The sequence below is a fragment of the Pseudomonas sp. LAP_36 genome (genome assembly GCF_019456785.1).
Classification (GTDB): domain Bacteria; phylum Pseudomonadota; class Gammaproteobacteria; order Pseudomonadales; family Pseudomonadaceae; genus Aquipseudomonas; species Aquipseudomonas tritici.
The window spans coordinates 458,264-480,883 of sequence record NZ_JAHZMS010000004.1 but is presented as its reverse complement, the minus strand read 5'-3'; the positions used below and the strand labels follow the sequence as shown (position 1 = coordinate 480,883).

19 protein-coding genes are annotated in these 22,620 nt (G+C 59.3%); 15 read left to right on the top strand and 4 right to left on the bottom strand.

The window, feature by feature from the left end; all coding sequences use genetic code 11:
- Positions 1–69: 69 nt before the first annotated feature.
- The 3 genes from JBO08_RS16890 to JBO08_RS16880 all read left to right on the top strand — a co-directional run bounded on the left by JBO08_RS16890 (position 70) and on the right by JBO08_RS16880 (position 2,667).
- Positions 70–504 carry a MarR family winged helix-turn-helix transcriptional regulator gene (locus JBO08_RS16890; protein WP_065873370.1) on the top strand — a complete coding sequence of 145 codons (435 nt, stop codon included), beginning with the start codon at positions 70–72 and terminating at the stop codon, positions 502–504.
- Between the two features lie 169 nt (positions 505–673).
- The gene (locus tag JBO08_RS16885) at positions 674–2,020 is read left to right on the top strand and encodes an NCS2 family permease (protein WP_065873371.1); all 1,347 of its coding nucleotides are present in this window, start codon (positions 674–676) and stop codon (positions 2,018–2,020) included.
- A gap of 11 nt (positions 2,021–2,031) precedes the next feature.
- A complete protein-coding gene (locus JBO08_RS16880; RefSeq protein ID WP_065891070.1) occupies positions 2,032–2,667 on the top strand; it encodes a LysE family translocator in 636 nt (211 codons plus the stop codon).
- Here the strand turns inward: JBO08_RS16880 and JBO08_RS16875 are convergent.
- Both JBO08_RS16875 and uraH read right to left on the bottom strand, forming a co-directional pair.
- On the bottom strand, positions 2,654–7,918 hold the full coding sequence (locus JBO08_RS16875; RefSeq protein WP_220074760.1) for a dermonecrotic toxin domain-containing protein: 5,265 nt from the start codon (positions 7,916–7,918) through the stop codon (positions 2,654–2,656). The genes JBO08_RS16880 and JBO08_RS16875 overlap by 14 nt on opposite strands.
- A 155-nt stretch (positions 7,919–8,073) precedes the next feature.
- Positions 8,074–8,427 (bottom strand): hydroxyisourate hydrolase, encoded by a 354-nt coding sequence (gene uraH, locus JBO08_RS16870; RefSeq protein WP_065873374.1) that lies wholly within the window; start codon positions 8,425–8,427, stop codon positions 8,074–8,076.
- A gap of 386 nt (positions 8,428–8,813) precedes the next feature.
- Here uraH and puuE point away from each other — a divergent pair, with 386 nt between their 5' ends.
- The 7 genes from puuE to JBO08_RS16835 all read left to right on the top strand — a co-directional run bounded on the left by puuE (position 8,814) and on the right by JBO08_RS16835 (position 16,064).
- Positions 8,814–9,740 (top strand): allantoinase PuuE, encoded by a 927-nt coding sequence (gene puuE / locus JBO08_RS16865; RefSeq protein ID WP_065873375.1) that lies wholly within the window; start codon positions 8,814–8,816, stop codon positions 9,738–9,740.
- A complete protein-coding gene (gene uraD, locus JBO08_RS16860) occupies positions 9,737–10,252 on the top strand; it encodes a 2-oxo-4-hydroxy-4-carboxy-5-ureidoimidazoline decarboxylase (protein WP_065873376.1) in 516 nt (171 codons plus the stop codon). The genes puuE and uraD overlap by 4 nt, the downstream gene beginning before the upstream one ends.
- 41 nt (positions 10,253–10,293) lie before the next feature.
- Entirely contained in the window at positions 10,294–11,289 is a 996-nt protein-coding gene (alc, locus tag JBO08_RS16855) for an allantoicase (RefSeq protein ID WP_065873377.1), read from the top strand.
- Positions 11,290–11,473: 184 nt separating this feature from the next.
- On the top strand, positions 11,474–11,977 hold the full coding sequence (locus JBO08_RS16850) for an ureidoglycolate lyase (RefSeq protein ID WP_065873378.1): 504 nt from the start codon (positions 11,474–11,476) through the stop codon (positions 11,975–11,977).
- Between the two features lie 51 nt (positions 11,978–12,028).
- The gene (locus JBO08_RS16845; protein ID WP_065873379.1) at positions 12,029–13,312 is read left to right on the top strand and encodes a urate hydroxylase PuuD; all 1,284 of its coding nucleotides are present in this window, start codon (positions 12,029–12,031) and stop codon (positions 13,310–13,312) included.
- Positions 13,313–13,494: 182 nt separating this feature from the next.
- Positions 13,495–14,841 (top strand): nucleobase:cation symporter-2 family protein, encoded by a 1,347-nt coding sequence (locus JBO08_RS16840; protein ID WP_220074761.1) that lies wholly within the window; start codon positions 13,495–13,497, stop codon positions 14,839–14,841.
- Between the two features lie 437 nt (positions 14,842–15,278).
- The gene (locus tag JBO08_RS16835; RefSeq protein WP_049712208.1) at positions 15,279–16,064 is read left to right on the top strand and encodes an outer membrane protein OmpK; all 786 of its coding nucleotides are present in this window, start codon (positions 15,279–15,281) and stop codon (positions 16,062–16,064) included.
- A gap of 48 nt (positions 16,065–16,112) precedes the next feature.
- On the opposite strand, the gene JBO08_RS16830 is transcribed toward JBO08_RS16835, so the two are convergent.
- Both JBO08_RS16830 and JBO08_RS16825 read right to left on the bottom strand, forming a co-directional pair.
- Positions 16,113–17,261, bottom strand: a complete 1,149-nt coding sequence (locus tag JBO08_RS16830) for a patatin-like phospholipase family protein (RefSeq protein ID WP_065873381.1) — start codon at positions 17,259–17,261, stop codon at positions 16,113–16,115.
- A gap of 33 nt (positions 17,262–17,294) precedes the next feature.
- Positions 17,295–18,227 carry a lipid A biosynthesis lauroyl acyltransferase gene (locus JBO08_RS16825; RefSeq protein WP_065873382.1) on the bottom strand — a complete coding sequence of 311 codons (933 nt, stop codon included), beginning with the start codon at positions 18,225–18,227 and terminating at the stop codon, positions 17,295–17,297.
- Between the two features lie 118 nt (positions 18,228–18,345).
- On the opposite strand from JBO08_RS16825, the gene minC reads away from it, so the two are divergent.
- The 5 genes from minC to JBO08_RS16800 all read left to right on the top strand — a co-directional run bounded on the left by minC (position 18,346) and on the right by JBO08_RS16800 (position 22,571).
- Positions 18,346–19,083, top strand: coding sequence for a septum site-determining protein MinC (minC, locus tag JBO08_RS16820; RefSeq protein ID WP_065873383.1), 738 nt, complete (start codon positions 18,346–18,348; stop codon positions 19,081–19,083).
- Positions 19,084–19,283: 200 nt separating this feature from the next.
- Positions 19,284–20,096, top strand: coding sequence for a septum site-determining protein MinD (minD, locus tag JBO08_RS16815; RefSeq protein ID WP_017737535.1), 813 nt, complete (start codon positions 19,284–19,286; stop codon positions 20,094–20,096).
- 3 nt (positions 20,097–20,099) lie between these two features.
- Positions 20,100–20,354, top strand: coding sequence for a cell division topological specificity factor MinE (gene minE, locus JBO08_RS16810; RefSeq protein ID WP_003175252.1), 255 nt, complete (start codon positions 20,100–20,102; stop codon positions 20,352–20,354).
- Positions 20,355–20,449: 95 nt separating this feature from the next.
- On the top strand, positions 20,450–21,085 hold the full coding sequence (locus tag JBO08_RS16805) for an RluA family pseudouridine synthase (protein ID WP_065873384.1): 636 nt from the start codon (positions 20,450–20,452) through the stop codon (positions 21,083–21,085).
- 196 nt (positions 21,086–21,281) lie between these two features.
- Complete coding sequence (locus tag JBO08_RS16800; protein ID WP_220074762.1) at positions 21,282–22,571, top strand: M18 family aminopeptidase; 1,290 nt, start codon at positions 21,282–21,284, stop codon at positions 22,569–22,571.
- Positions 22,572–22,620: the final 49 nt, after the last annotated feature.

Genomic DNA, 22,620 nt, shown 5'->3' with positions numbered 1-22,620 from the left:
AGCGAAGAGTGCGTTAAATACGTCAAACTGGTTGACCGAAATTACGACGACTTCAGTGGATACGTCAATATGCTTGACCTTAAAAACCAGACCCGCCAACAAGAGGCCATGGAGGCGTTCTTTTTCGGCTACCAGGCCTTCACCGCCAAAGCCGACGAAATGCTCGAACGTCGCGGCCTGAGCCGCGTGCACCAGCGCATCGTATTTTTTATCGCGCGCTACCCCGCCTTGAGCGTGAAGGAACTGCTGGAATTACTCGGTGTGAGCAAGCAGGCGCTGAACATGCCCCTGCGCCAATTGCAGGAAATGCATCTGGTCGACAGCGTCGCTTCCGAAACCGACAAGCGCAAACGCCTGCTGGCGCTCACTGAAGAAGGCCTGCGTTTTGAGCAATCCCTGCGCCGCGAACAGGTGAAGTTGTTGCAACGCGCCTTCAGTGACGCGGGGGCTGAAGCCGTGGCCGGATGGCTAGCGGTGAACCAGGCGCTAAGTGGCCTGAACTAGCCTTTCATCCACTTTTACGCAGCCGATCGAAAACATTATTTGCTTTATTTGTATACAAAAGCATAATTCGCCTCGTGCGAGTTCCTGACCTATTGGTCAACAAACCCGCCAGTACCTCACAGCGCCTAAGCGCTGGCCATAACAATAAAATGCTTGAGGAGTACTCGCTGTGGACAGCCGCAAATCCGAAGCCTCACCCCTGGACCTCCAACCCACCCGCACCGGCTGGCTGGAACGCCTGTTTAAGCTGCGCTTGCATGGCACCACAGTGAAGACCGAGCTGATCGCCGGCCTCACCACCTTTATCACCATGGCCTACATCATTTTCGTCAACCCGAACATCATGGCCGACGCCGGCATCGATCACGGCGCGGCATTCGTCGCCACCTGCATCGCCGCCGCGCTGGGCTGCCTGCTGATGGGCCTCTACGCGAACTGGCCGGTAGGCCTGGCGCCGGGCATGGGCTTGAACGCGTTTTTCACCTACACCGTGGTCGGCACCATGGGCTACACCTGGGAAACTGCGCTGGGCGCGGTGTTTATTTCCGGCGTTCTGTTCATGGGCCTGACCCTGTCCCGCGTGCGCGAATGGCTGCTCAACAGCATCCCTGTCAGCTTGCGCCATGCGATGGGCGCGGGTGTCGGCCTGTTCCTCGGGGTGATCGGCCTGAAGACTGCGGGGATCATCGTCGACAGTCCGGCGACCTTGATCAAACTCGGTTCGTTGCACGAGCCCGCGCCATTGCTGGCAGCCGTGTGCTTCCTGCTGATCGCGATCCTCAGCTACCACCGCGTGTTCGGCGCGATCCTGATCAGCATCATCGCCGTGACCATCGCGGGTTGGGGCCTGGGCCTGGTGCACTACAACGGTATTCTTGCCACACCTCCGAGCCTGGCACCGACCTGGATGGCGATGGACGTAAAAGGTGTATTCAATGTCAGCATGATCAGCGTGGTATTTGCATTTCTTTTTGTACACATGTTCGACACTGCCGGTACACTGATGGGCGTCGCCCAGCGGGCCGGCCTCGTCAATGCCGATGGCAAGATCGATAACCTGTCCCGTGCGTTGAAAGCCGACAGTGCTTCCAGCGTATTCGGTGCCATGGTGGGTGTACCACCGGTGACCAGCTACGTGGAAAGTGCTGCCGGCGTGGCCGCTGGCGGGCGTACCGGGCTGACCGCCGTGACCGTGGGCATTCTGTTTGTGGCGGCGATGTTTTTTGCACCGCTGGCCGGGATGATTCCAGCGTACGCCACGGCGGGTGCGCTGATTTATGTCGCGATGCTGATGATGGCGAGCATGGCCCATATCAATTGGGATGAAGCCACTGACAGCATCCCGGCGATTGTCACCGCAATCATGATGCCGCTGACCTTCTCGGTCGCCGACGGTATCGCCTTGGGCTTTATCACGTATGTGGCGCTCAAGGCTGGCACTGGCAAGTACCGCGAGATTTCTGTCAGCCTGTGGGTGCTGTGCGCGATCTTTATCGCCAAATTCATATTTCTATAAAGGAGCAACGGATGAACCTGGAAACCTGGCTACTGTTCAGCGGCGCAGCATTGGTGGTGATCCTCATACCGGGGCCACTGTCCCTGCTGATGATCAGCAACAGCCTCAACTATGGGCTGCGCCGCTCGTATCCAGCGTTTCTTGGCGGGGTGTTTGCCTCGATCTGCCTGCTCAGCGCCTCGGCGCTGGGTTTGGGTGCGTTGTTACTGGCTTCCGAGCAACTGTTCAGCGCCTTGAAGATGGTTGGCGCGGTGTACCTGTTTTATCTCGCCTGGCAGAGCTGGCAGCAATCGCGGCAACCGGCCCAGCGTGCCGAGGTGCCGTACGCCGCCCCCGTCCCACGCTTTCGTGCGCTATTTGGCCGGGCGTTCGTACTGGGCGCGAGCAACCCCAAGGACATCCTGTTTTTTGCCGCTTTCCTGCCGCAATTCCTCAACAGCCAACAGCCTTTTCTGCCGCAACTGCTGATCATGATCGTCACCTGGACGGCGCTCGACCTGATGTGCAAGCTGGCCTACGGCCTGGGTGCCCACGGCGCTGCTCGCTACCTGCGCAGTGGCAAGGGCCAGAGTTGGTTTAACCGCATCAGCGCCGGGCTATTCGGTGGCGCTGGCGTGATGGCATTGATAAAGGCTAGGACCGGCTGACTTTGGCGAAATAGACACTCGGTCGGCTCCCCCTCATACCGCGCCACTGGATGCCTGCTACGATCAGAACCAGACGGTTTTCGCTCATGGCGCTGCTGACGTCTACCAGTGGCAGCACACCCGGATTAAAGCGAATGGTTTCATTGAGCCACTGAGCCGTCAGTCGCGTATCCAACTCGATCGTCCCACCGTAGGTCCAATGGATTGAAACGTAGTAAACCTTATTGGACAGAGGGTGGGTCACGATCAAATCACGGGTGGTTTTATTGAAATGCTTCACCAGCACTTCATGCACGTCAAAGCCTTGCTGCTGCAACACGTGTGTAATCGCCTGGCGCATGGCAACCCCGCGCTGGACCGGGCGCTTGGGAAGGCGGAATTGAAGCGCAGGATCTAGATCTAAACCTGATATCCGGAAGTCGACTCGGGTGAAGCCTGGCGCTTTGCCTTCTACCCCTATGAATATCGATTTACTTTGTCTGTCAGTAGGCCTCAGCAATCTCAACACATCATCCGTTTGCCCTGGTATCGCGGGGGCCGCTGGCAACCAATCGTTCAACGTCGCACGGAGATTGAGCATATGACTGGCCGTTGCAGGGCGTTCCGGGCCTGATAACTCAATAATTCGTGCCACTGTAAATTCTCGGCTTTTGGTGGTCATGGTGGGGAATGCCGTGCCGACGTACTCCGCCAACGGCCTGTCAAAGAGAGGGGCATGGAGCTGCCACCCGCCCGTTGGCGTGCGCGATACAGGAAGGGGCTGTTCAGCACGTGATGTGCTTGCCCAACGCTCAATATCAACGCGAGCCAATGAAACCAGTGGTTCATCCTGTGTGATAAACACTATGTAACCCAAGGGTGCCTGCCCACCCTGGGGGAGCAATCGGTAATAACCGCTCAAAGGATCGTTCAGGGCCGTATAGGGAGGCGCCAGCCGGAGGACATTGTAGGAAAATCCTCGACTATCTACCGGGACGTGAAATACGCCGGGCGCCGGGGACGTCAATTGCTGGTGGTTCAGAACCTGCACACGCCAATCCAACCAGTGGGTGGACGTGGAGGAGGACTGGCGTATCTGGCTTTCCGTCGCCCTGCGCACCACGGGTGGCCACCAATCCGGCGGCGGTGGTACCGGGGGTGTCCACGGGGTAAGCAGGCTCGTACTCGTTCCCGCCACCGGTTGCGGCGCGTCTGCGCCGAGTAACCACTCCCTGGACTGGTGGATATCCAGAATCAGTTCGTCCTGACCCGGCGACTGCTGGTTTTTCAGACGAAACCCTTGCCCGCTGTCCCGTTTGTAAACCGGATAATGGTGTGTGTCATCCGCCACAAATAGCTCTCCATTTTTGACGTAGACACCTTCCCGACCCGGCCCCTTCAACGCCACGGCCCCCTCCGGCGCCGATGCAGTCTTGAAACGCTCCAGGGCCGGAAGTTGCCTCACGGATGACGCCGAACGGGGAACACCACTCGGTTCCACCCGCCAGCGGCGTATCCGCCCCAGAGCCGGGGGCAGCGCAGACCGTATCGCGGAAGCTGCCGCAACGCCCGCCCGCTTGGGGCCGGGTACGAAAGTCATTACCAGGTTGACCATAAAAAATTTAATCGTATCGGCCAACACGCGCTTATCACTGGTGTCGCCATAACGCTTGTAATGCCGCGCTGCAACGTACAACTCATAGATGTCACTGAACACTCCGAGTATTGGAATAAAGGCACTTAACACCATCCGTGTTTTGGCTAAGCTATCGTCGCGAAGGCGGCGGATTCGGTATTCCTTCAGCGCTTTATTGGAGTAACTGGCTGCCTGTGTCTGGCGTTGCAACTCGTGCACTTTGCCGTGGTACAGCAACGCCTGGGCATTGCAGTTGGACGTGGCGACAATCGCCAGCCAATCCCGTGGATCACTGGCAATCTGCTCGAGCACCTGTTCTTCAATCTCATCAAGCAACAGCGACGGTTCCAGATGCTTGACGGAGAACAGGCGGGTCAACCGCCAAATCCCTCTCACGAGGGAACTGCCAGGAAGCACATCAAATAGGTTGAAGACCTTTGGTTCGAACGGGGACTGATGCTTTGCCTGAAAAGCCCAGCCGGGTGCGACCTGGCGTGCCAGCGTCTTAACGTTATCGGGCAATGCGCCTAGACGGTTCAATTCAGCCTTGGCCTTTTCAAGGTTGCCGTACTCAGTGAGTACCAAGGCGAGGGGGGCCTGGGGCCAATAGACCACGCAAAGCTCCGAGCGCTTGTCTTGCACGACCACTATCCCTGCGACATAGCGATCATGCTGCATCGTATGGCCCACCAAATGAACCACGTGCAGTTGTAACTCATGCTGGTTTTTCATCAGGTCCTGCGGTGTCCGTGCGGCCATTGCAGTGCTGAAAACGCTTTGTGCTGTCGCCGACAGCCCCTGTTGAACCGCTGAAAACAGATGATGCTTACCACCCGCTCGCAACACGCGATTCAATAACTCGGGAATACGTCCTTCGCTGAGCGGGCGGTTGGGGTTAACAGGTGGATAAAACACCTTATTGATCAACGCGTCGTACTGGCCGCCTATATCCAGCGAAGAGATGATTTGCCTCAAATGCCCGGTAGAAAGACTGTCTGGCCACGTCCGTCGCAGAGGGCAAGCACGGTTCAATTTATGGTTCGTCCACGGTGCCAGCGGATCCAGGTTGTGCAGCGCCAGCTCCAACAGACTGAAGGCCCTGCACGAAGAAGACGCGGGTAGTAGCTTTTGCGGGTCTTTCAAGCGGCAAGCGTCTTTATGATCACAATACGTGCCGTGGATATCTCCGGACATCGCCATAAAGGGCTCGTCTATCTCCACCCCCAAGGAGAGCCCCTCGTGGCGCAACCGGGCGGTCAACTTTTGGCGGGCATAGGTGTTCAAGTCCGGCAGACGTTGCTCGAGCCGGGCTAAAAATGCCCAGGTGCTGCTCATGTAAAGCCTCTGCGAGCGTCTGAAGTGTTTTCGCTGCGCACGGGTTGCCCCCGTTAACCATCCCGGCATTTTTTTCGCTTCGAGCGCTACCTTGCGCAGCAGCTCGACATTCGCCTGCGCGCGGCTCAGAGCGCTATTGACGGGAACCTGCAGGTGTTGCTCCAGCTCGGTCAGCAACAGCGCACGACTCAACTCGGCATCCTTTACCTCACTGAAAATACGCGTGATGTCATCGGCGCTGTTGTACAAGCGATAACAAGTCCCAATGAGCTTCTTGAGGGAGGCCAATGCAGGCTTGCCAGGGATAGGCACGTAGCGCACCTCTAAGGTTTTACGCGCCGCATGTGTGCGTAAGTCATTGCGCTTATCGCGCGCGACACAGCCCCACAGCACGGAATCGTCCCGACTGACGAGGCTGGCCTTGACACTTCGGGTGAGGGCGTCCAGCCCGGCAAAAGCCATCACTCCGCCCACTTCGCCAAAGGCATACAGCACCACGGGTAGCTGGCGAAGCGGGACCCTCACCGCTGCGGCGGTCGTCACCACCCTGATGTTATGGAGCGAATAAAAGGCATCCAGCTCGCTGCCAATGGCGATCGACAATACCTGGGTTTGACTGTTCGGACGCCGGGCGGGCAAAGGCTGCTCCACCACTTCAATCATCAAGTCACGATGCGCCGCACTCAGCAACTTAAGCCTGTGTTGCACCTGCACTTCGCAGCGCAAGGCCTCGGCTTGGGCGTGCATAAACGACACAACCCGCCTGGGCGTCCCCTCCCCACCTGGGCGCTCAGACCAAAAATCAACGTGAAGCAATCGTTGCCCGGCACCCAGCGACAAGGCATGCAAGGTTTGGGCGTGAACCTTGAGTTGGTCCACCCAGGCGACGACCTCCTGATATTCCGGTGTCTCGGCGCTTGGATTATCCGGATCCAGCAGCGCGACCAGGCCTTTTTCGTAACGCTTGATCTGCTGCTCTGCCGTGCGCAGCGCCAAGCCGGGCGCGATACTGGCAAAAATAATTTCTGTGCTTCGTCGCTGGTGGTCCCAATCGAGCAATTCGTCACGCAGCGCGCCGAGCCGAGCCCCCCCGACCAGTTGTTTCCTGTTGCCCTCCACGTGCTTGAGAAAGGAACCTGCATCAAGTGGCTGCGGCCGCTCTGTGGCAAATACGTGCGGGTGATAAATCACCGAAACACAGGCCAACTCGTTATTCCATTGCTGCCTCAGCAACTCCTGCGCGCCCAGCGCCAACGCATCCTCTAAAATCTCCAAGCCACGCACAACGCTGGACGCCGGGGATAAGTCCGCAGGACGGCATAACACTGGGCGACGATTTAAAGGCAAGCATTGCCAGAGCTCGTCAAACCGCGACTTGCTCAGCTCCAGCACACCGCACTGAAGCGCGACGAAGGAAGGGTACTCGTAGAGATTGCGGGCCACACCCGGCAGGTAAATGATATGCGGCACACCACTGGGGTCACCCTCGCGATAGATATGCAAGGCACCTGGAATCACCATCGCAGGTGTACCCGGCCAGAGTAACTGGCCCACTCGCACACCGGCCCAATCCCCCCCCGCGACCTGACGCGCCTGCGCGCTCGGGGCATCAATCACGGCCTGAACCATGGCCATTCCGGTACTCGACAGCTCATCCAGTTGCCGCGCGATCAAGGCACGGTCGGCGAAGAGTTCCTCGTGCAACGCTACCCAGCGCTCCCGGCGCGTCCGCCAGGAACCGTATGCCAAGGTGTCCCAATAGTGAGCGGCCGTGTGGATTAATCGCTCATAGAGCCGCATCGCGACCACTCGTTGAAGGGCTTCCAACGGCGTCAACGTCAATCCAGAGCCGGGCTTTCCTTTGATGGTCAGGGTGGTTGACGGGGAAACACTGGCAGCCGTCCAGGGCTCAAAAAGCAACGACAATGCCCGACTGGTCAGGCTGTCGACTTTCTCGGGCTCACCGCCCTTCGCAGGCACGGTAAACAGCAGATCATCCGGTTCCTCCTTGAATTCCTTGTACAGCTCGGCGCGAATCACCTTCAAGATTTTGGGCGAGCGCCCCAGCAGATGTGTCAGCGTCTGCGCCGACTCGCGGCAGCGCATGTCGGCCAGCCAGATCTGATTGATCAGACGGCTGGGATGGGTAGAGGTGCGAATCCGTACTTTCAACTGGTTGCGAATGGCCCGTAACTCGGCGTCGACGGTCTCTTCAGCATCGCTGGCGTCGTCAATGTCGTCGGTGTCGGACGCAGGGCTGGAAACGGGAGGAGCGGACTGACTTTCGGTGGCCGAGGTCATGGTGTTTTTTCTCGTGGAGGAAAACACTCAGCCTAAGCAACGCAGGCGGTCAGAAGGCGCTAGATAATTGAACCCACTGCAGGCAAAAAAAAGCCCGCAGTGTGGGCGGGCGAAAAACCAACGAAGAGCTTTGGGGGTGTGAAGCGAGGTGACGCTCAGCTACCGCGATAGGTGGAGTAGCTGTAAGGCGAAATCAGCAGCGGGACATGGTAATGATCCTGTTCGGCGCTGATGCCGAAGCGCAGCACCACCACATCGAGAAACGCCGGTTCAGGCAATTGCACGCCACGGGCGCGGTAGTAATCACCGGCGCTGAATTGCAGCTGGTAGACACCGCTGCGGTAATCGTCGCCTTGCAGCAATGGCGCGTCGCAGCGGCCGTCGCTGTTGGTCACGGCGGTAGCGACCCGCTCAAGCTGAGTGCCGTCGACGCGATACAGTTCAACCTTGATCGCGCTGCCGGGGCAGCCGTGTGCGGCGTCCAAAACGTGTGTGGTCAAGCGTCCCATGGCGTCTACGCGCCTCCCGTGGTCAGTAGAAGAGTGATCCGCACTTTTTCAGGGCATCGAAAAAGCCGGCGATGACTGATTAAGACACTTTTAAAAAAAATTGTACACAATAAAAATCACAAAGCCTCGGATCAGCACACCGCTGATGCTCGACAGACTGATCAATGGGTAATCCTTGCTTTTAAACGACCTTTTGCCCATTAGCTGACCAGTCAGGCAAGTTTCTTGCTACACCCTTTACACAGAGCTCTGCGGAAAAAATGCATAAATGCAGGCTTACAAAGTTGCCGACAAGTTGTATACAATCACTCATCGCCGTGACGCCACCCAGTCTTTTCACTGCCCGGCCGCCACATGAATGATCACGAACAAGAAGGAAGACTGCAGTGAGCGCTGACTACCCACGCGACCTGATCGGTTACGGCAGTAACCCTCCTCACCCCCACTGGCCGGGCAAGGCGCGCATCGCGTTGTCTTTCGTACTCAATTACGAAGAAGGCGGCGAGCGTAATATTTTGCACGGTGACAAAGAGTCTGAAGCCTTCCTGTCGGAAATGGTTTCGGCGCAGCCGCTGCAAGGCGCGCGCAACATGAGCATGGAGTCGCTGTACGAATACGGCAGCCGCGCTGGCGTGTGGCGCATCCTCAAGCTGTTTAAAGCATTTGATATTCCACTGACCATCTTCGCCGTGGCCATGGCCGCCCAGCGTCACCCGGACGTGATCCGCGCGATGGTCGAGGCCGGTCACGAAATTTGCAGCCACGGCTACCGCTGGATCGACTACCAGTACATGGACGAGGCCCAGGAGCGCGAGCACATGCTCGAAGCCATCCGCATCCTCACCGAACTCACCGGCGAGCGCCCATTGGGCTGGTACACCGGGCGCACCGGCCCGAATACCCGCCGGCTGGTGATGGAGGAAGGCGGTTTCCTGTATGACTGCGACACCTACGACGACGACCTGCCCTATTGGGAGCCTAACAACCCTACCGGCAAGCCGCACCTGGTGATCCCCTACACCCTGGACACCAACGACATGCGCTTTACCCAGGTGCAGGGTTTCAACAAGGGCGATGACTTTTTCGAATACCTCAAGGACGCCTTCGACGTACTCTACGCCGAAGGGGCCGAGGCGCCGAAGATGCTTTCCATCGGCCTGCACTGCCGCCTGATCGGCCGCCCTGCGCGCCTGGCTTCGTTGAAGCGGTTTATCGAGTACGCCAAAGGTCACGAACAGGTGTGGTTCACCCGCCGCGTGGACATTGCCCGTCACTGGCACGAAACCCACCCGTACACGGGAGCAGCGAAATGACTGCGTTCCAAACCCTTAAACCATCGACCCTGAGCCGCGATGAATTCGTCGCCGCCTTCGCCGACATCTACGAACATTCGCCATGGGTGGCCGAGAAGGCCTTCGACCTGGGCCAGGACGCCTCGATCGACGAGATCGAAACCCTGCACCAGCGCATGAGCGACATCCTGTTGAGCGCCGATCATGCCAGTCAACTGGCCCTGATCAACGCTCACCCGGACCTGGCCGGCAAAGCCGCCGTCCAGGGCCAACTGACCCAAGCCAGCACCGATGAACAAGCCGGCGCGGGTATTCACCAATGCACGGCCGAAGAGTTCTCACGCTTCACCGAGCTGAACGACGCCTACAAGGCCACGTTCAAGTTTCCCTTCATCATGGCGGTAAAAGGCAGCAACCGGCATCAGATCCTGGCCGCGTTCGAAACGCGCATCCACCACTCGGCAGACGCCGAGTTCAAGTGCGCACTGGCCGAGATCAACAAGATCGCATTGTTCCGATTACTGACCCTCTAAACGACCATCCCCAGCCACTCTATCTAAGGCAGACAAGAAGAATGAAAGCTTACGCCGTACCTTTCGAGAAGTTCGTCAACCTGGCCGACGCCCGTCTGGGCACCAAGATCCTTTCGGTGACCGATGACTGGTTCGCTGACGCCAACCGCCTGTTCCAGCCGACCCCGGCCGTGTGGAAGGAGGGCGTTTTCGATGACAACGGCAAGTGGATGGACGGCTGGGAGTCGCGCCGCAAGCGCTTCGAAGGCTACGACAGCGCGGTCATCCGCCTGGGCGTACCCGGCTCGATCAAAGGCGTGGACATCGACACTTCATTCTTCACCGGCAACTACCCGCCGTCGGCGTCGCTGGAAGCCTGCTTCCTGGCCTCGGGCGACCCGGATGAGAACACCCAGTGGGTGGAAGTGCTGTCGGCCGTCGAGCTGCAAGGCAACAGCCACCACTACCACGAGATCAACAACGACCAGGCCTACAGCCACCTGCGCTTCAACATCTATCCGGATGGCGGCGTGGCGCGTCTGCGTGTGTACGGCATTCCATTCCGCGACTGGTCGTCGGTCGGCGACAACGAACAAGTCGACCTGGCCTCAGCCCTCAACGGTGGCCGCGCGCTGGCCTGCTCCGATGAACACTTCGGCCGCATGAGCAACATTCTCAACCCAGGCCGTGGCATCAACATGGGCGACGGCTGGGAAACCGCACGTCGTCGTACACCGGGCAATGACTGGGTGATCGTCGCCCTGGGCCACCCGGGCGAGATCGAGAAGATCATCGTCGACACCCTGCACTTCAAGGGCAACTACCCGGACACCTGCTCGATCCAGGGCGCGTTCGTCAAGGGCGGCACCGACAGCCAGATCGAAACTCAATCGTTGTTCTGGCGCGAACTGCTGCCGGCGCAAAAGCTGGAAATGCACGCCGAACACACCTTTGCCGAGCAGATCAAGGCACTGGGGCCGATTACCCACATCCGCCTGAATGTGTTCCCGGATGGGGGTGTAAGTCGCCTGCGCGTCCTCGGCAAGGTCGCGAAATAGACACTGCCTGTAGTGAGCGGGCTTGTCCCGCGCTGGGTGGCGAAGCCGCCCTAAAACCAGGCGCCTGAGTGCTGTCTGGCAGAAAGCGGTGGCTGGATTGGGGCGGCTTCGCCACCCAGCGCGGGACAAGCCCGCTCGCTACAGAAGCAAAACAAACACATAGAATCTGGATAAGAAGACAGCCATGCGCACACTGATGATCGAACCCCTGACCAAAGAAGCCTTCGCCCCTTTCGGAGACGTTATCGAAACCGATGGCAGCGATCACTTCATGATCAACAATGGGTCGACCATGCGCTTTCATAAGCTGGCGACGGTCGAAACCGCACAGCCTGAGGACAACGCGATCATCAGCATCTTCCGCGCCGACGCGCAGGACATGCCGCTGACCGTGTGCATGCTGGAACGACACCCGCTGGGCAGCCAAGCGTTCATACCGCTGCTCGGCAACCCCTTTCTGATCGTGGTCGCGCCACTTGGCGATGCACCTGTATCAGGTTTGGTCCGCGCCTTCGTCACCAACGGCAGGCAGGGCATTAATTACCATCGCGGCGTCTGGCACCACCCGGTGCTGACGATCGAAAAGCGGGATGACTTCCTGGTGGTTGATCGCAGTGGCACAGGCAATAACTGCGATGAGCATTTTTTTGAAGAGGATGAGCGGTTGATCCTCGCCCCCCACCAATAAGAGAAGGCCGGATCACCCGACAACAAGGGTGACAGGCGAGAGGTAAAGACTGTGGAAGCACATCTGTTGGAATGGCTGAACCTGAGCGTGCGCTGGGTTCATATGATCACGGGCGTCGCGTGGATCGGCGCTTCTTTCTACTTCGTCTGGCTGGAAAACAACCTCAACCGCGTCAACCCCAAGAGCGGCCTGGCCGGTGACTTGTGGGCGATCCACGGTGGCGGTATCTACCACCTGGAAAAATACAAACTGGCCCCACCGACCATGCCGGACAACCTGCATTGGTTCAAATGGGAGGCCTATTTCACCTGGATGTCGGGCGTCGCGCTGCTGTGCGTGGTGTTCTACCTCAACCCGACGCTGTACCTGCTCGCCCCCGGCAGCACGCTCAGCGGCACCGAAGGCGTATTGCTGGGCATTGGCTCACTGTTCGCCGGCTGGTTCATCTACTCCTTCCTCTGCGACTCGGCCCTGGGCAAACGCCCTGCCCTACTCGGTTTCATCCTGTTTGTGCTGTTGATTGCGGCGGCCTATGGTTTCAGCAAGGTGTTCAGCGGGCGTGGTGCGTACCTGCACGTGGGTGCCGTGATCGGCACGATCATGGTCGGTAACGTGTTCCGCATCATCATGCCGGCGCAACGCGCGCTCGTGGCGGCTATCGCGGAAAACCGCACGCCGGATCCGGCGCTGCCCGCCAAAGGCTTGCTGCGTTCTCGTCACAACAACTACTTCACCTTACCGGTGCTGTTCATCATGATCAGCAACCATTTCCCGAGCACCTACGGCAGCCAATACAACTGGCTGATCCTGGCGGGTATCGCGGTGGCGGCGGTGTTGGTGCGCCATTACTTCAACACCCGGCATAACAGCCAGAAGTATGCGTGGACCTTGCCGGTGGGCGCGCTGGCGATGATTTGCCTGGCCTATGTGACCGGTCCCAAGCCCGTCGCCGAAGTGGCCAAGGCACCGGCTGCCATTGAGTACCAGCCGCTGCCGGAAACGGCATTGGGGGGTGGTTTGAAGCCCGCCGCGCCGCCAGCGCCCGCAGCTGAACCGGTACCGGCTCAGGCCACGACGGATTTTGGCCAAGTGCACAGCGTGATCGAACAACGCTGCACCGTGTGCCATTCGGCCAAGCCCACCAGCCCGCTGTTCAGCACCGCTCCGGCCGGGGTGATGTTTGACACACCGGCGCAGATCCAGCAGCAGGCCGCGCGTATTCAAGCGCAAGCCGTGGCGAGCCAGATCATGCCGTTGGGCAACATCACCCAGATGACCCAGCAGGAGCGGGATTTGATTGGTACCTGGATCAACCAGGGGGCCCGCACCAATTAATTAACTGATTCACACAGATCCAAATGTGGGAGCGAGCTTGTTCGCGAAGGCGCTGGATCAGTCAGCACATTCAGTGACTGACACGCCGTATTCGCGAGCAAGCCCGCTCCCACAGGGGATTTGTGGTGATGTAGAGATTGCGTTCCACACAACACAAAAATAAAAAAGATCCGAGGTGTTGCATGACCGAGTTAGTCGAACCGCAGATTCCTGCCGTGCCCGCGATGGTGCGGCTGCCCCTCTTGCAACTGATTCTGGTAGGCCTGCAACACGTCTTGCTGATGTACGGCGGCGCCGTCGCCGTGCCCCTGATCATTGGCCAGGCCGCCGGCTTGAGCCGTGAAGAAATCGCCTTCCTGATCAACGCCGACCTGCTGGTAGCCGGCATAGCCACCCTCGTGCAGTCGTTCGGCATCGGCCCAGTGGGCATCCGCATGCCGGTGATGATGGGCGCCAGTTTCGCCGCCGTCGGCAGCATGGTCGCCATGGCCGGCATGCCCGGTATCGGCTTGCAGGGTATCTTCGGCGCGACCATCGCCGCCGGGTTCTTCGGTATGTTGATCGCGCCGTTCATGTCCAAGATCGTGCGCTTTTTCCCGCCCTTGGTGACCGGCACCGTGATCACCGCGATTGGCCTCTCGCTGTTTCCGATCGCCGTGAACTGGGCCGGTGGCGGCAGTGCCGCTGCGACGTTTGGTTCGCCGATCTACCTGGCGATTGCCGCGCTGGTACTCGCCACCATCTTGCTGATCAACCGCTTCATGCGCGGTTTCTGGGTGAACATTTCGGTACTGGTCGGCATGGGCCTGGGTTACGCCTTGTGCGGCCTGCTTGGCATGGTCGACCTCAGCGGCCTGGCCCAGGCACCGTGGGTGCAGGTGGTGACACCGCTGCACTTTGGCATGCCTAAGTTCGAGTTGGCGCCAATCCTCTCGATGTGCCTGGTGGTGGTGATCATCTTTGTCGAGTCCACCGGGATGTTCCTCGCTCTGGGCAAGATCACCGGCCAGGACGTCACGCCAAAGATGCTGCGCCGTGGTTTGTTGTGTGATGCCGGCGCGTCGTTCTTTGCCGGGTTCTTCAACACATTTACCCACTCTTCGTTCGCACAAAACATCGGCCTGGTGCAGATGACCGGCGTGCGTTGCCGCTCGGTGACGATCATGGCGGGGGCCTTTCTGATTGTGCTGAGCCTGCTGCCCAAAGCGGCATACCTGGTGGCGTCGATTCCACCGGCGGTGCTGGGCGGTGCGGCGATTGCCATGTTCGGCATGGTGGCGGCCACCGGGATCAAGATCCTGCAGGAAGCCGATATCGCCGACCGTCGCAACCAACTGCTGGTGGCGGTGAGTATCGGCATGGGCCTGATCCCGGTGGTGCGCCCGGAGTTCTTCGCGCAGCTGCCGCTGTGGATGAGCCCGATCACCCACAGTGGCATCGCCATGGCCACCCTCAGCGCGTTGTCGCTGAATATCCTGTTCAACATCCTCGGCGGGTCAGAACGACCTGCCGTCGCGCCTACGCATTGATTCCTTCGTTCTTACAAAAACAATAACGATACTGGGAACCACGACATGCACGCCATTCACCCGGGGCCGGCCACAAGCCGTGCCCCATTCTCGCCCCACGCGCTCTGTTACAGCGCACTTGAGCCCAGGCATAAGAGCCAGTATTCTCCGCGCCCGCTCGAATCGACTCAAAAAAAAACAGCGAATGTAAAAGCTGACTGCAAGGCCAACTTATCCCGGCCTTATGTCTGCGGCCAATGTGCGCAAAAGTCCCCTGAATTCGACTGCATCCCATGCAGCCGACGGGGATTTTTTGGCTTTTTAAACACCTTGGCGCAGCTCTTGCTAAATGCACTAAAGCTGACCGAACAGACGATTTTTGCAGCTGACCAAAAGGCGCCACACCAGAGCGCCTGCGTAGAAGAAAAACCATAAAATTTTAACTCGGGAGCAACCGAATGAAACCTATGTTCAAAGGCCTGATGCTGGCGGGATCCCTGCTGGCAGGTGGTCAAGCCGTGGCCGGTGACCTGTTGCAGTGGCAGAACAACAGCCTGACTTACTTGTGGGGCAAGAGCTTCACCGTCAACCCGCAGATCCAACAAACCGTCACGTTCGAACATGCCGATGCCTGGAAGTACGGCGACAACTTCTTCTTCCTCGACCGCATCTTTTATAACGGCAAAGAAGATGGCAACGTCGGCCCGAATACTTATTACGGCGAGTTCAGCCCGCGTTTGTCGTTTGGCAAGATTCTCGACAAGGACCTGTCCTTTGGTCCGATCAAGGATGTATTGCTGGCGATGACTTACGAGTTTGGTGAAGGCGATAACGAATCGTACCTGGTCGGTCCTGGCTTCGATTTGAACATTCCGGGTTTCGACTACTTCCAGCTGAACTTCTACCAGCGCCAGACCGAAGGCAATCGCCCGGGTGATGGCGTTTGGCAGATCACGCCGGTCTGGTCGTACACGATTCCGGTGGGCAACTCCGACGTGTTGATCGACGGCTTCATGGACTGGGTCGTGGACAACGACAAGAATGCCCGTGGCACTTACCACGCCAACCTGCACTTCAACCCACAGGTCAAATATGACTTGGGCAAGGCATTGCACTGGGGCGACAAGCAGTTGTATGTCGGTTTTGAATACGACTACTGGAAGAACAAGTACGGGATTGAAGATTCGGGTGCGTTCAAGACGACGCAGGATACGGCGAGCTTTTTGGTCAAGTACCACTTCTAACTCACACCGCAATACAAAATGTGGGAGCGGGCTTGCTCGCTCCCACATTTAGTTTGGGGGCAACCTCAAAAACCGAGTGATTTCCTCACGCTTGGCCAACGCATCCCGCCGCCCCAATTCAATCAACTCGCTGCAATACCCCGCCTCGAACAGCAAGTAACTCAACACCCCTGCCCCGCTGGTCTTGGTCGCCCCCGGCCCGCGTAAAAACAAGCGCAACGCCGCCGGCAATTCCTGGCGATGCCGCGCGGCGATCTCATCAATGGGCTGGCTCGGCGCAATCACCAGTACTTCAACCGGCGCCAGGCCCTGAGCCGCGCTGTCGCCCGGCTGGAAATGGCTGAACTGGTTCAAGCGCTCCAGCAATTCGATATCGCTTTCCAGGCTGTCAATGAACGTGCTGTTGAGCATGTGCCCGCCGATCTGCGCCAGGGTCGGTTCCTGGCCGGTGTAGGTGCGTTGCACGGCCGGTTCATTGCCACGCGGGTTGCCGCTGACCCCCACCACCAGCACGCGATTGGCGCCCAAATGCAGGGCCGGGCTGATGGGCGCCGATTGCCGCACGGCGCCGTCGCCAAAGAACTCCTGGTCGAGTTTGACCGGCGCAAACAGCAAAGGGATCGCCGAACTGGCCAGCAGGTGTTCAACGGTCAACTGAGTGGGCATGCCGATACGGCGATGGCGCAACCAGGCGTCGATGGTGCCGCCGCCTTGATAAAAGGTCACCGCTTGCCCGGACTCATAACCAAAGGCCGTCACTGCTACCGCGTGCAGATGTTTATGCCGGATGGCCTCGTCGATGCCGTCCAGGTTCAAGCGCTCTTGCAACAGGTCGCGTAACGGTGAGCTGTTGAGCAAGGCCACCGGCACCCGGGCGCCCAGGCCCAGCAGACTGTGGATAAAGAAGCGGCTCGCTTGGCGAATCACCCCCGGCCAGTCGCTGCGCAACACCTGGTGGCTACGAAAGCCCTGCCAGAAGGCGGTAAGACGTTGGATCGCGGCCCTGAAGTCCATGGCGCCGCTGGCCAGGCTCACCGCATTGATCGCGCCGGCGGAGGTGCCGACGATCACCGGAAAAGGATTCGGTGCTCCCGGCGGCAACAACTCTGCAATGGCCGCCAGCACCCCCACCTGATAAGCCGCTCGCGCCCCGCCGCCGGAAAGAATCAAGCCTGTAACCGGTTCAGCTGGGCGCATTGCTTCACTCCATGTGGGAAAAAATCGGTCTTATCAGCGGCGTTTTTCGTACAGCTTGGGTTCACCCGGTGGCCGGCTCTTGAAGCGGCGGTGAGTCCACAGGTATTGCTCAGGGCATTCACGCACCGAGGCTTCGACCCACTGATTGATGCGCAGGCAATCGACTTCATCGCTTTCGCCAGGGAAGTCAGTCAGCGGCGGGTGGATCACCAGGCGGTAACCGCTGCCATCGGCGAGGCGCTGTTGAGTGAACGGCACGACCAGCGCCTTGCCCAGCTTGGCGAACTTACTGGTGGCGGGCACGGTGGCCGCCTGGATGCCGAACAGCGGCACAAAGATGCTTTGCTTGGCGCCGTAGTCTTGGTCCGGTGCGTACCAGATGGCGCGGCCAGCGCGCAGCAGCTTAAGCATGCCGCGCACGTCTTCGCGCTCCACGGCCAGGGAATCGAGGTTGTGACGCTCGCGACCACGGCGCTGGATGTAGTCGAACAGCAGGTTGCCGTGCTCGCGGTACATGCCGTCAATGGTGTGCTTCTGGCCAAGCAGTGCCGCACCGATTTCCAGGGTGGTGAAATGCAGGGCCATGAGAATCACGCCCTTGCCATCCAGTTGGGCCTGCTTGAGGTGTTCCAGGCCTTCGACATGGGCCAGGCGCGCCAGGCGCTGGCGCGACCACCACCAACTCATGGCCATCTCAAAGAAGGCGATGCCGGTGGAGGCAAAGTTTTCCTTGAGCAATTGTTTACGCTCTTTAGCGGATTTTTCCGGGAAGCACAGTTCCAGGTTTCGCGCGGCAATACGGCGACGTTCGCCCGCCACGCGGTACATGCCAGCACCCAGCAGGCGACCAATGGTCAGCAGCGCGCGGTATGGCAGTTGGGTAATCAGCCACAGCAGGCCGAGCCCCAGCCATAACAGCCAAAAGCGCGGGTGAAAAAAAACAGCTCGAAAACGCGGGCGATCCATTACAGATTCCGGTAAAGACAAGGGCCGCGCATTCTACAACGGTTCGACTCGGCTTGCGGCGGGTGAGTGTTCTCGTTATAAGTCTCGACACTTTTCGTGACAAGCCGCTTTGCCGACCATGAGCCAAACCGAACCGCTAGACCAAGATCCCGTGTTCCAGCTGAAAGGCAGCATGCTCGCCATCACCGTGCTGGAACTCGCCCGTAACGACCTCGAGGCCCTGGACCGCCAGCTCGCCGCCAAGGTCGCCCTGGCGCCGAATTTTTTCAACAACGCCCCGCTGGTGCTGGCGCTGGACAAACTGCCCGCCGGCCAGGGCAGTATCGATCTGCCTGGCCTGATGCGCGTCTGTCGCTCCCATGGCCTGCGCACGTTGGCGATTCGCGCCAGCCGCATTGAAGACATTGCTGCGGCCATCGCCATTGAACTGCCAGTACTGCCACCGTCCGGCGCGCGCGAGCGACCGCTTGAACCATTGGTCGGTGAAGAGAAGAAAAAACCGGAAAAACCACCGGAGCCGACGATCAAGCCGACAAAGATCATCACCTCGCCCGTACGCGGCGGGCAGCAGATTTACGCCCAGGGGGGTGACCTTGTCGTGATCTCCTCGGTCAGCCCGGGGGCGGAACTTCTTGCCGATGGCAACATCCATGTATACGGCCCGATGCGCGGACGTGCCCTCGCCGGCATCAAGGGCGATGCCAAGGCGCGTATTTTTTGCCAGCAGTTGACCGCTGAGCTAGTGTCCATCGCAGGCCAGTACAAGGTTTCAGAAGATTTGCGCCGTGATCCGCTGTGGGGGGCTTCGGTGCAGATCAACCTGTCGGGCGATGTGTTGAACATCATCCGTCTTTAACGGATACTGCCGCATTTTCCAAGCATCTCTAGACTCTGATAGCACAGCGAAACCGGCAATACTTGCGTAGGAATAATTGGAAGTTGGCGTTTCCCAGCGGAAACCACATCTTTTTCCTACAAAGGCTGTCCGCCTGCGGCGAGTTCCAAGAGATGTTTTTCAGGGACCGAAAAGTCCTTTTTCCTTAGGGGTGAAACACCTTGGCCAAGATTCTCGTGGTTACATCCGGCAAGGGTGGTGTGGGTAAGACCACCACCAGCGCCGCTATCGGTACCGGCCTCGCTTTGCGCGGCCACAAGACAGTTATCGTCGACTTCGACGTCGGTTTGCGTAACCTCGACCTGATCATGGGCTGCGAGCGCCGCGTGGTGTACGACTTCGTCAACGTGGTCAACGGCGAAGCCAACCTGCAACAGGCCCTGATCAAGGACAAGCGCCTTGAGAACCTGTACGTACTGGCCGCCAGCCAAACCCGCGACAAAGACGCGCTGACCAAAGAAGGCGTAGGCAAAGTCCTGGCCGAGCTGAAGGAAACCTTCGAATACGTGGTCTGCGACTCACCGGCCGGTATCGAAACCGGTGCTCACCTGGCGATGTACTTCGCGGATGAGGCCATCGTGGTGACCAACCCGGAAGTCTCCTCGGTACGTGACTCGGACCGCATGCTCGGCCTGCTGGCCAGCAAGTCCCAGCGCGCCGAAAAAGGCGAAGACCCGATCAAGGAGCACTTGCTGCTCACCCGTTACAACCCTGAGCGCGTCAGCAACGGCGAAATGCTCGGTGTTGAAGACGTGAAAGACATCCTCGCAGTGACCCTGCTGGGTGTGATTCCAGAATCCCAGGCAGTCCTGAAGGCTTCCAACCAGGGTGTTCCGGTGATTCTTGACGACCAGAGCGACGCCGGCCAGGCGTACAGCGATGCCGTCGATCGCTTGCTGGGCAAGACCGTGGAACACCGCTTCCTCGATGTGAAGAAGAAGGGATTCTTCGAGCGTATCTTTGGAGGCAACTAAACAATGAAATTTCTCGACTTCTTTCGCGCCAACAAAAAGCCAAGTACCGCGTCGGTAGCGAAAGAGCGTCTACAGATCATCGTGGCGCACGAACGCGGCCAACGCAGCACGCCGGATTATCTGCCAGCCTTGCAGAAGGAACTGGTCGAGGTAATCCGCAAGTACGTCAATATCGGCAACGATGACGTGCATGTCGCCCTGGAAAATGACGGCAGTTGCTCGATTCTGGAACTCAATATCACCCTGCCTGATCGTTAATCGAAAAGGCGGCCGCCACGGCGGCTCGTTCACCCTGATCCCTTTTAAGGGCCGGGTGGGCGAGCCGCCGTTGGCGTTTGTTGCGAGGCTGTTTAATGCCGTTGTCCAATATCCACATCCTCCATCAGGACGACGCTGTCCTGGTGGTGAACAAGCCGACCCTGCTGCTCTCGGTGCCTGGCCGTGCCGATGACAACAAGGACTGCCTGATCACCCGCCTGCAGGAAAACGGCTACCCCGAAGCCCGCATCGTCCATCGACTGGACTGGGAAACCTCGGGGATTATCCTGCTGGCCCGGGACGCCGATACCCACCGCGAACTGTCCCGCCAGTTTCACGACCGCGAAACCGAAAAGGCCTACACCGCACTGGCCTGGGGCCAACCGGAACTGGACAGCGGCAGTATCGACCTGCCCCTGCGCTACGACCCGCCGACCAAGCCACGCCATGTGGTCGACCACGAGTTTGGCAAGCATGCGCTGACCTTCTGGAAAGTGCTGGAACGTTGCGGCGATTGGTGCCGCGTCGAGCTGACGCCGATTACCGGGCGTTCGCACCAGTTGCGTGTGCACATGCTCTCCATCGGCCACCCGCTGCTCGGTGATGGTCTTTATGCCCACGAACAAGCCTTGGCTGCCTGGCCGCGCCTGTGCCTGCACGCGAGCATGCTGAGCTTCACGCATCCGCAGAGCGGCGAGCGCTTGCGCTTCGAGTGCTCCGCCCCGTTCTAACGCTGCAAATGCATTCAATGTGGGAGCTGGCTTGCCTGCGATAGCGGTCCATCTGTGCCAAATGTATTGGCTGACCCTCCGCTATCGCAGGCAAGCCAGCTCCCACAGTCGTTTTGTGTGGTGCTCAAGAAGGTAGCTTCACGCCAAATCGCGAGCCAATACGGTAAACTCCGCGCACTGCTGTCTGGAGCTATTTATGCGCGAAGCGTTGAATCAAGGCCTGATCGACTTCCTCAAGGCCTCCCCTACTCCTTTTCATGCCACTGCCGCCCTGGCCCTGCGCCTGGAAGCGGCCGGTTTCCAGCGTCTCGACGAGCGCGAGACCTGGACCACCGAAGCCAACGGGCGCTATTACGTGACCCGCAACGATTCCTCGATCATTGCCTTCAAGCTTGGCCGCCATTCGCCGCTGCAGGGCGGTATTCGCCTGGTCGGCGCCCACACCGACAGCCCATGCCTGCGCGTCAAACCTCAGCCGGAGCTGCAACGCCAGGGTTTCTGGCAGTTGGGTGTGGAAGTCTATGGCGGTGCACTGCTGGCGCCGTGGTTCGACCGTGATCTGTCCCTGGCTGGCCGCGTGACCTTCCGCCGTGACGGCAAGGTCGAAAGCCAGTTGATCGATTTCAAGCTGCCCATCGCCATCATCCCCAACCTGGCCATTCACCTGAACCGTGAAGCCAACCAGGGTTGGCCGATCAATGCCCAGACCGAGCTGCCGCCGATCCTCGCGCAATTTGCCGGTGACGAGCGCGTAGACTTCCGTGCCGTGCTCACTGAGCAGCTGGCACGGGAACACGGGCTGAACGCCGACGTAGTGCTGGACTACGAGTTGAGCTTCTACGACACCCAAAGTGCCGCAGTGATTGGCCTGAACGGTGACTTCATCGCCGGCGCGCGCCTCGACAACCTGCTGTCGTGCTACGCCGGCCTGCAAGCCTTGCTCACCAGCGAGACCGATGAAACCTGCGTGCTGGTGTGCAACGACCACGAAGAAGTCGGCTCCTGCTCGGCGTGCGGCGCGGATGGCCCGATGCTGGAACAGACCCTGCGTCGCCTGCTACCAGAGGGTGATGAATTCGTACGCACCATTCAGAAATCTCTGTTGGTGTCTGCGGACAACGCCCACGGCGTGCACCCAAACTACGCCGAGAAGCACGACGCCAATCACGGCCCCAAGCTCAACGCGGGCCCGGTGATCAAGGTCAACAGCAACCAGCGCTACGCCACCAACAGCGAAACCGCAGGGTTCTTCCGTCACTTGTGCATGGCACAGGAAGTGCCAGTGCAGAGCTTTGTGGTGCGCAGCGACATGGGTTGCGGCTCCACCATCGGCCCGATCACCGCCAGCCACCTGGGCGTGCGCACCGTGGACATCGGTTTGCCGACGTTTGCCATGCACTCGATTCGTGAGCTGTGCGGCAGCCATGACCTGGCGCATTTGGTGAAGGTACTGGGTGCGTTTTATGCGAGCCGTGACCTGCCCTGATTCAGGGCCGGATGGGGTTTAAAATGTGGGAGCGGACTTGCTCGCTCCC

Coding starts and splice junctions, on each gene's coding strand:
- JBO08_RS16890 (WP_065873370.1), top strand. CDS start 70: ATGCTTGACCTTAAAAACCAGACCCGCCAACAAGAGGCCATGGAGGCG.
- JBO08_RS16880 (WP_065891070.1), top strand. CDS start 2,032: ATGAACCTGGAAACCTGGCTACTGTTCAGCGGCGCAGCATTGGTGGTG.
- JBO08_RS16875 (WP_220074760.1), bottom strand. CDS start 7,918: ATGACCTCGGCCACCGAAAGTCAGTCCGCTCCTCCCGTTTCCAGCCCT.
- uraH (WP_065873374.1), bottom strand. CDS start 8,427: ATGGGACGCTTGACCACACACGTTTTGGACGCCGCACACGGCTGCCCC.
- uraD (WP_065873376.1), top strand. CDS start 9,737: ATGACTGCGTTCCAAACCCTTAAACCATCGACCCTGAGCCGCGATGAA.
- alc (WP_065873377.1), top strand. CDS start 10,294: ATGAAAGCTTACGCCGTACCTTTCGAGAAGTTCGTCAACCTGGCCGAC.
- JBO08_RS16850 (WP_065873378.1), top strand. CDS start 11,474: ATGCGCACACTGATGATCGAACCCCTGACCAAAGAAGCCTTCGCCCCT.
- JBO08_RS16840 (WP_220074761.1), top strand. CDS start 13,495: ATGACCGAGTTAGTCGAACCGCAGATTCCTGCCGTGCCCGCGATGGTG.
- JBO08_RS16835 (WP_049712208.1), top strand. CDS start 15,279: ATGAAACCTATGTTCAAAGGCCTGATGCTGGCGGGATCCCTGCTGGCA.
- JBO08_RS16830 (WP_065873381.1), bottom strand. CDS start 17,261: ATGCGCCCAGCTGAACCGGTTACAGGCTTGATTCTTTCCGGCGGCGGG.
- JBO08_RS16825 (WP_065873382.1), bottom strand. CDS start 18,227: ATGGATCGCCCGCGTTTTCGAGCTGTTTTTTTTCACCCGCGCTTTTGG.
- minC (WP_065873383.1), top strand. CDS start 18,346: ATGAGCCAAACCGAACCGCTAGACCAAGATCCCGTGTTCCAGCTGAAA.
- minE (WP_003175252.1), top strand. CDS start 20,100: ATGAAATTTCTCGACTTCTTTCGCGCCAACAAAAAGCCAAGTACCGCG.
- JBO08_RS16805 (WP_065873384.1), top strand. CDS start 20,450: ATGCCGTTGTCCAATATCCACATCCTCCATCAGGACGACGCTGTCCTG.
- JBO08_RS16800 (WP_220074762.1), top strand. CDS start 21,282: ATGCGCGAAGCGTTGAATCAAGGCCTGATCGACTTCCTCAAGGCCTCC.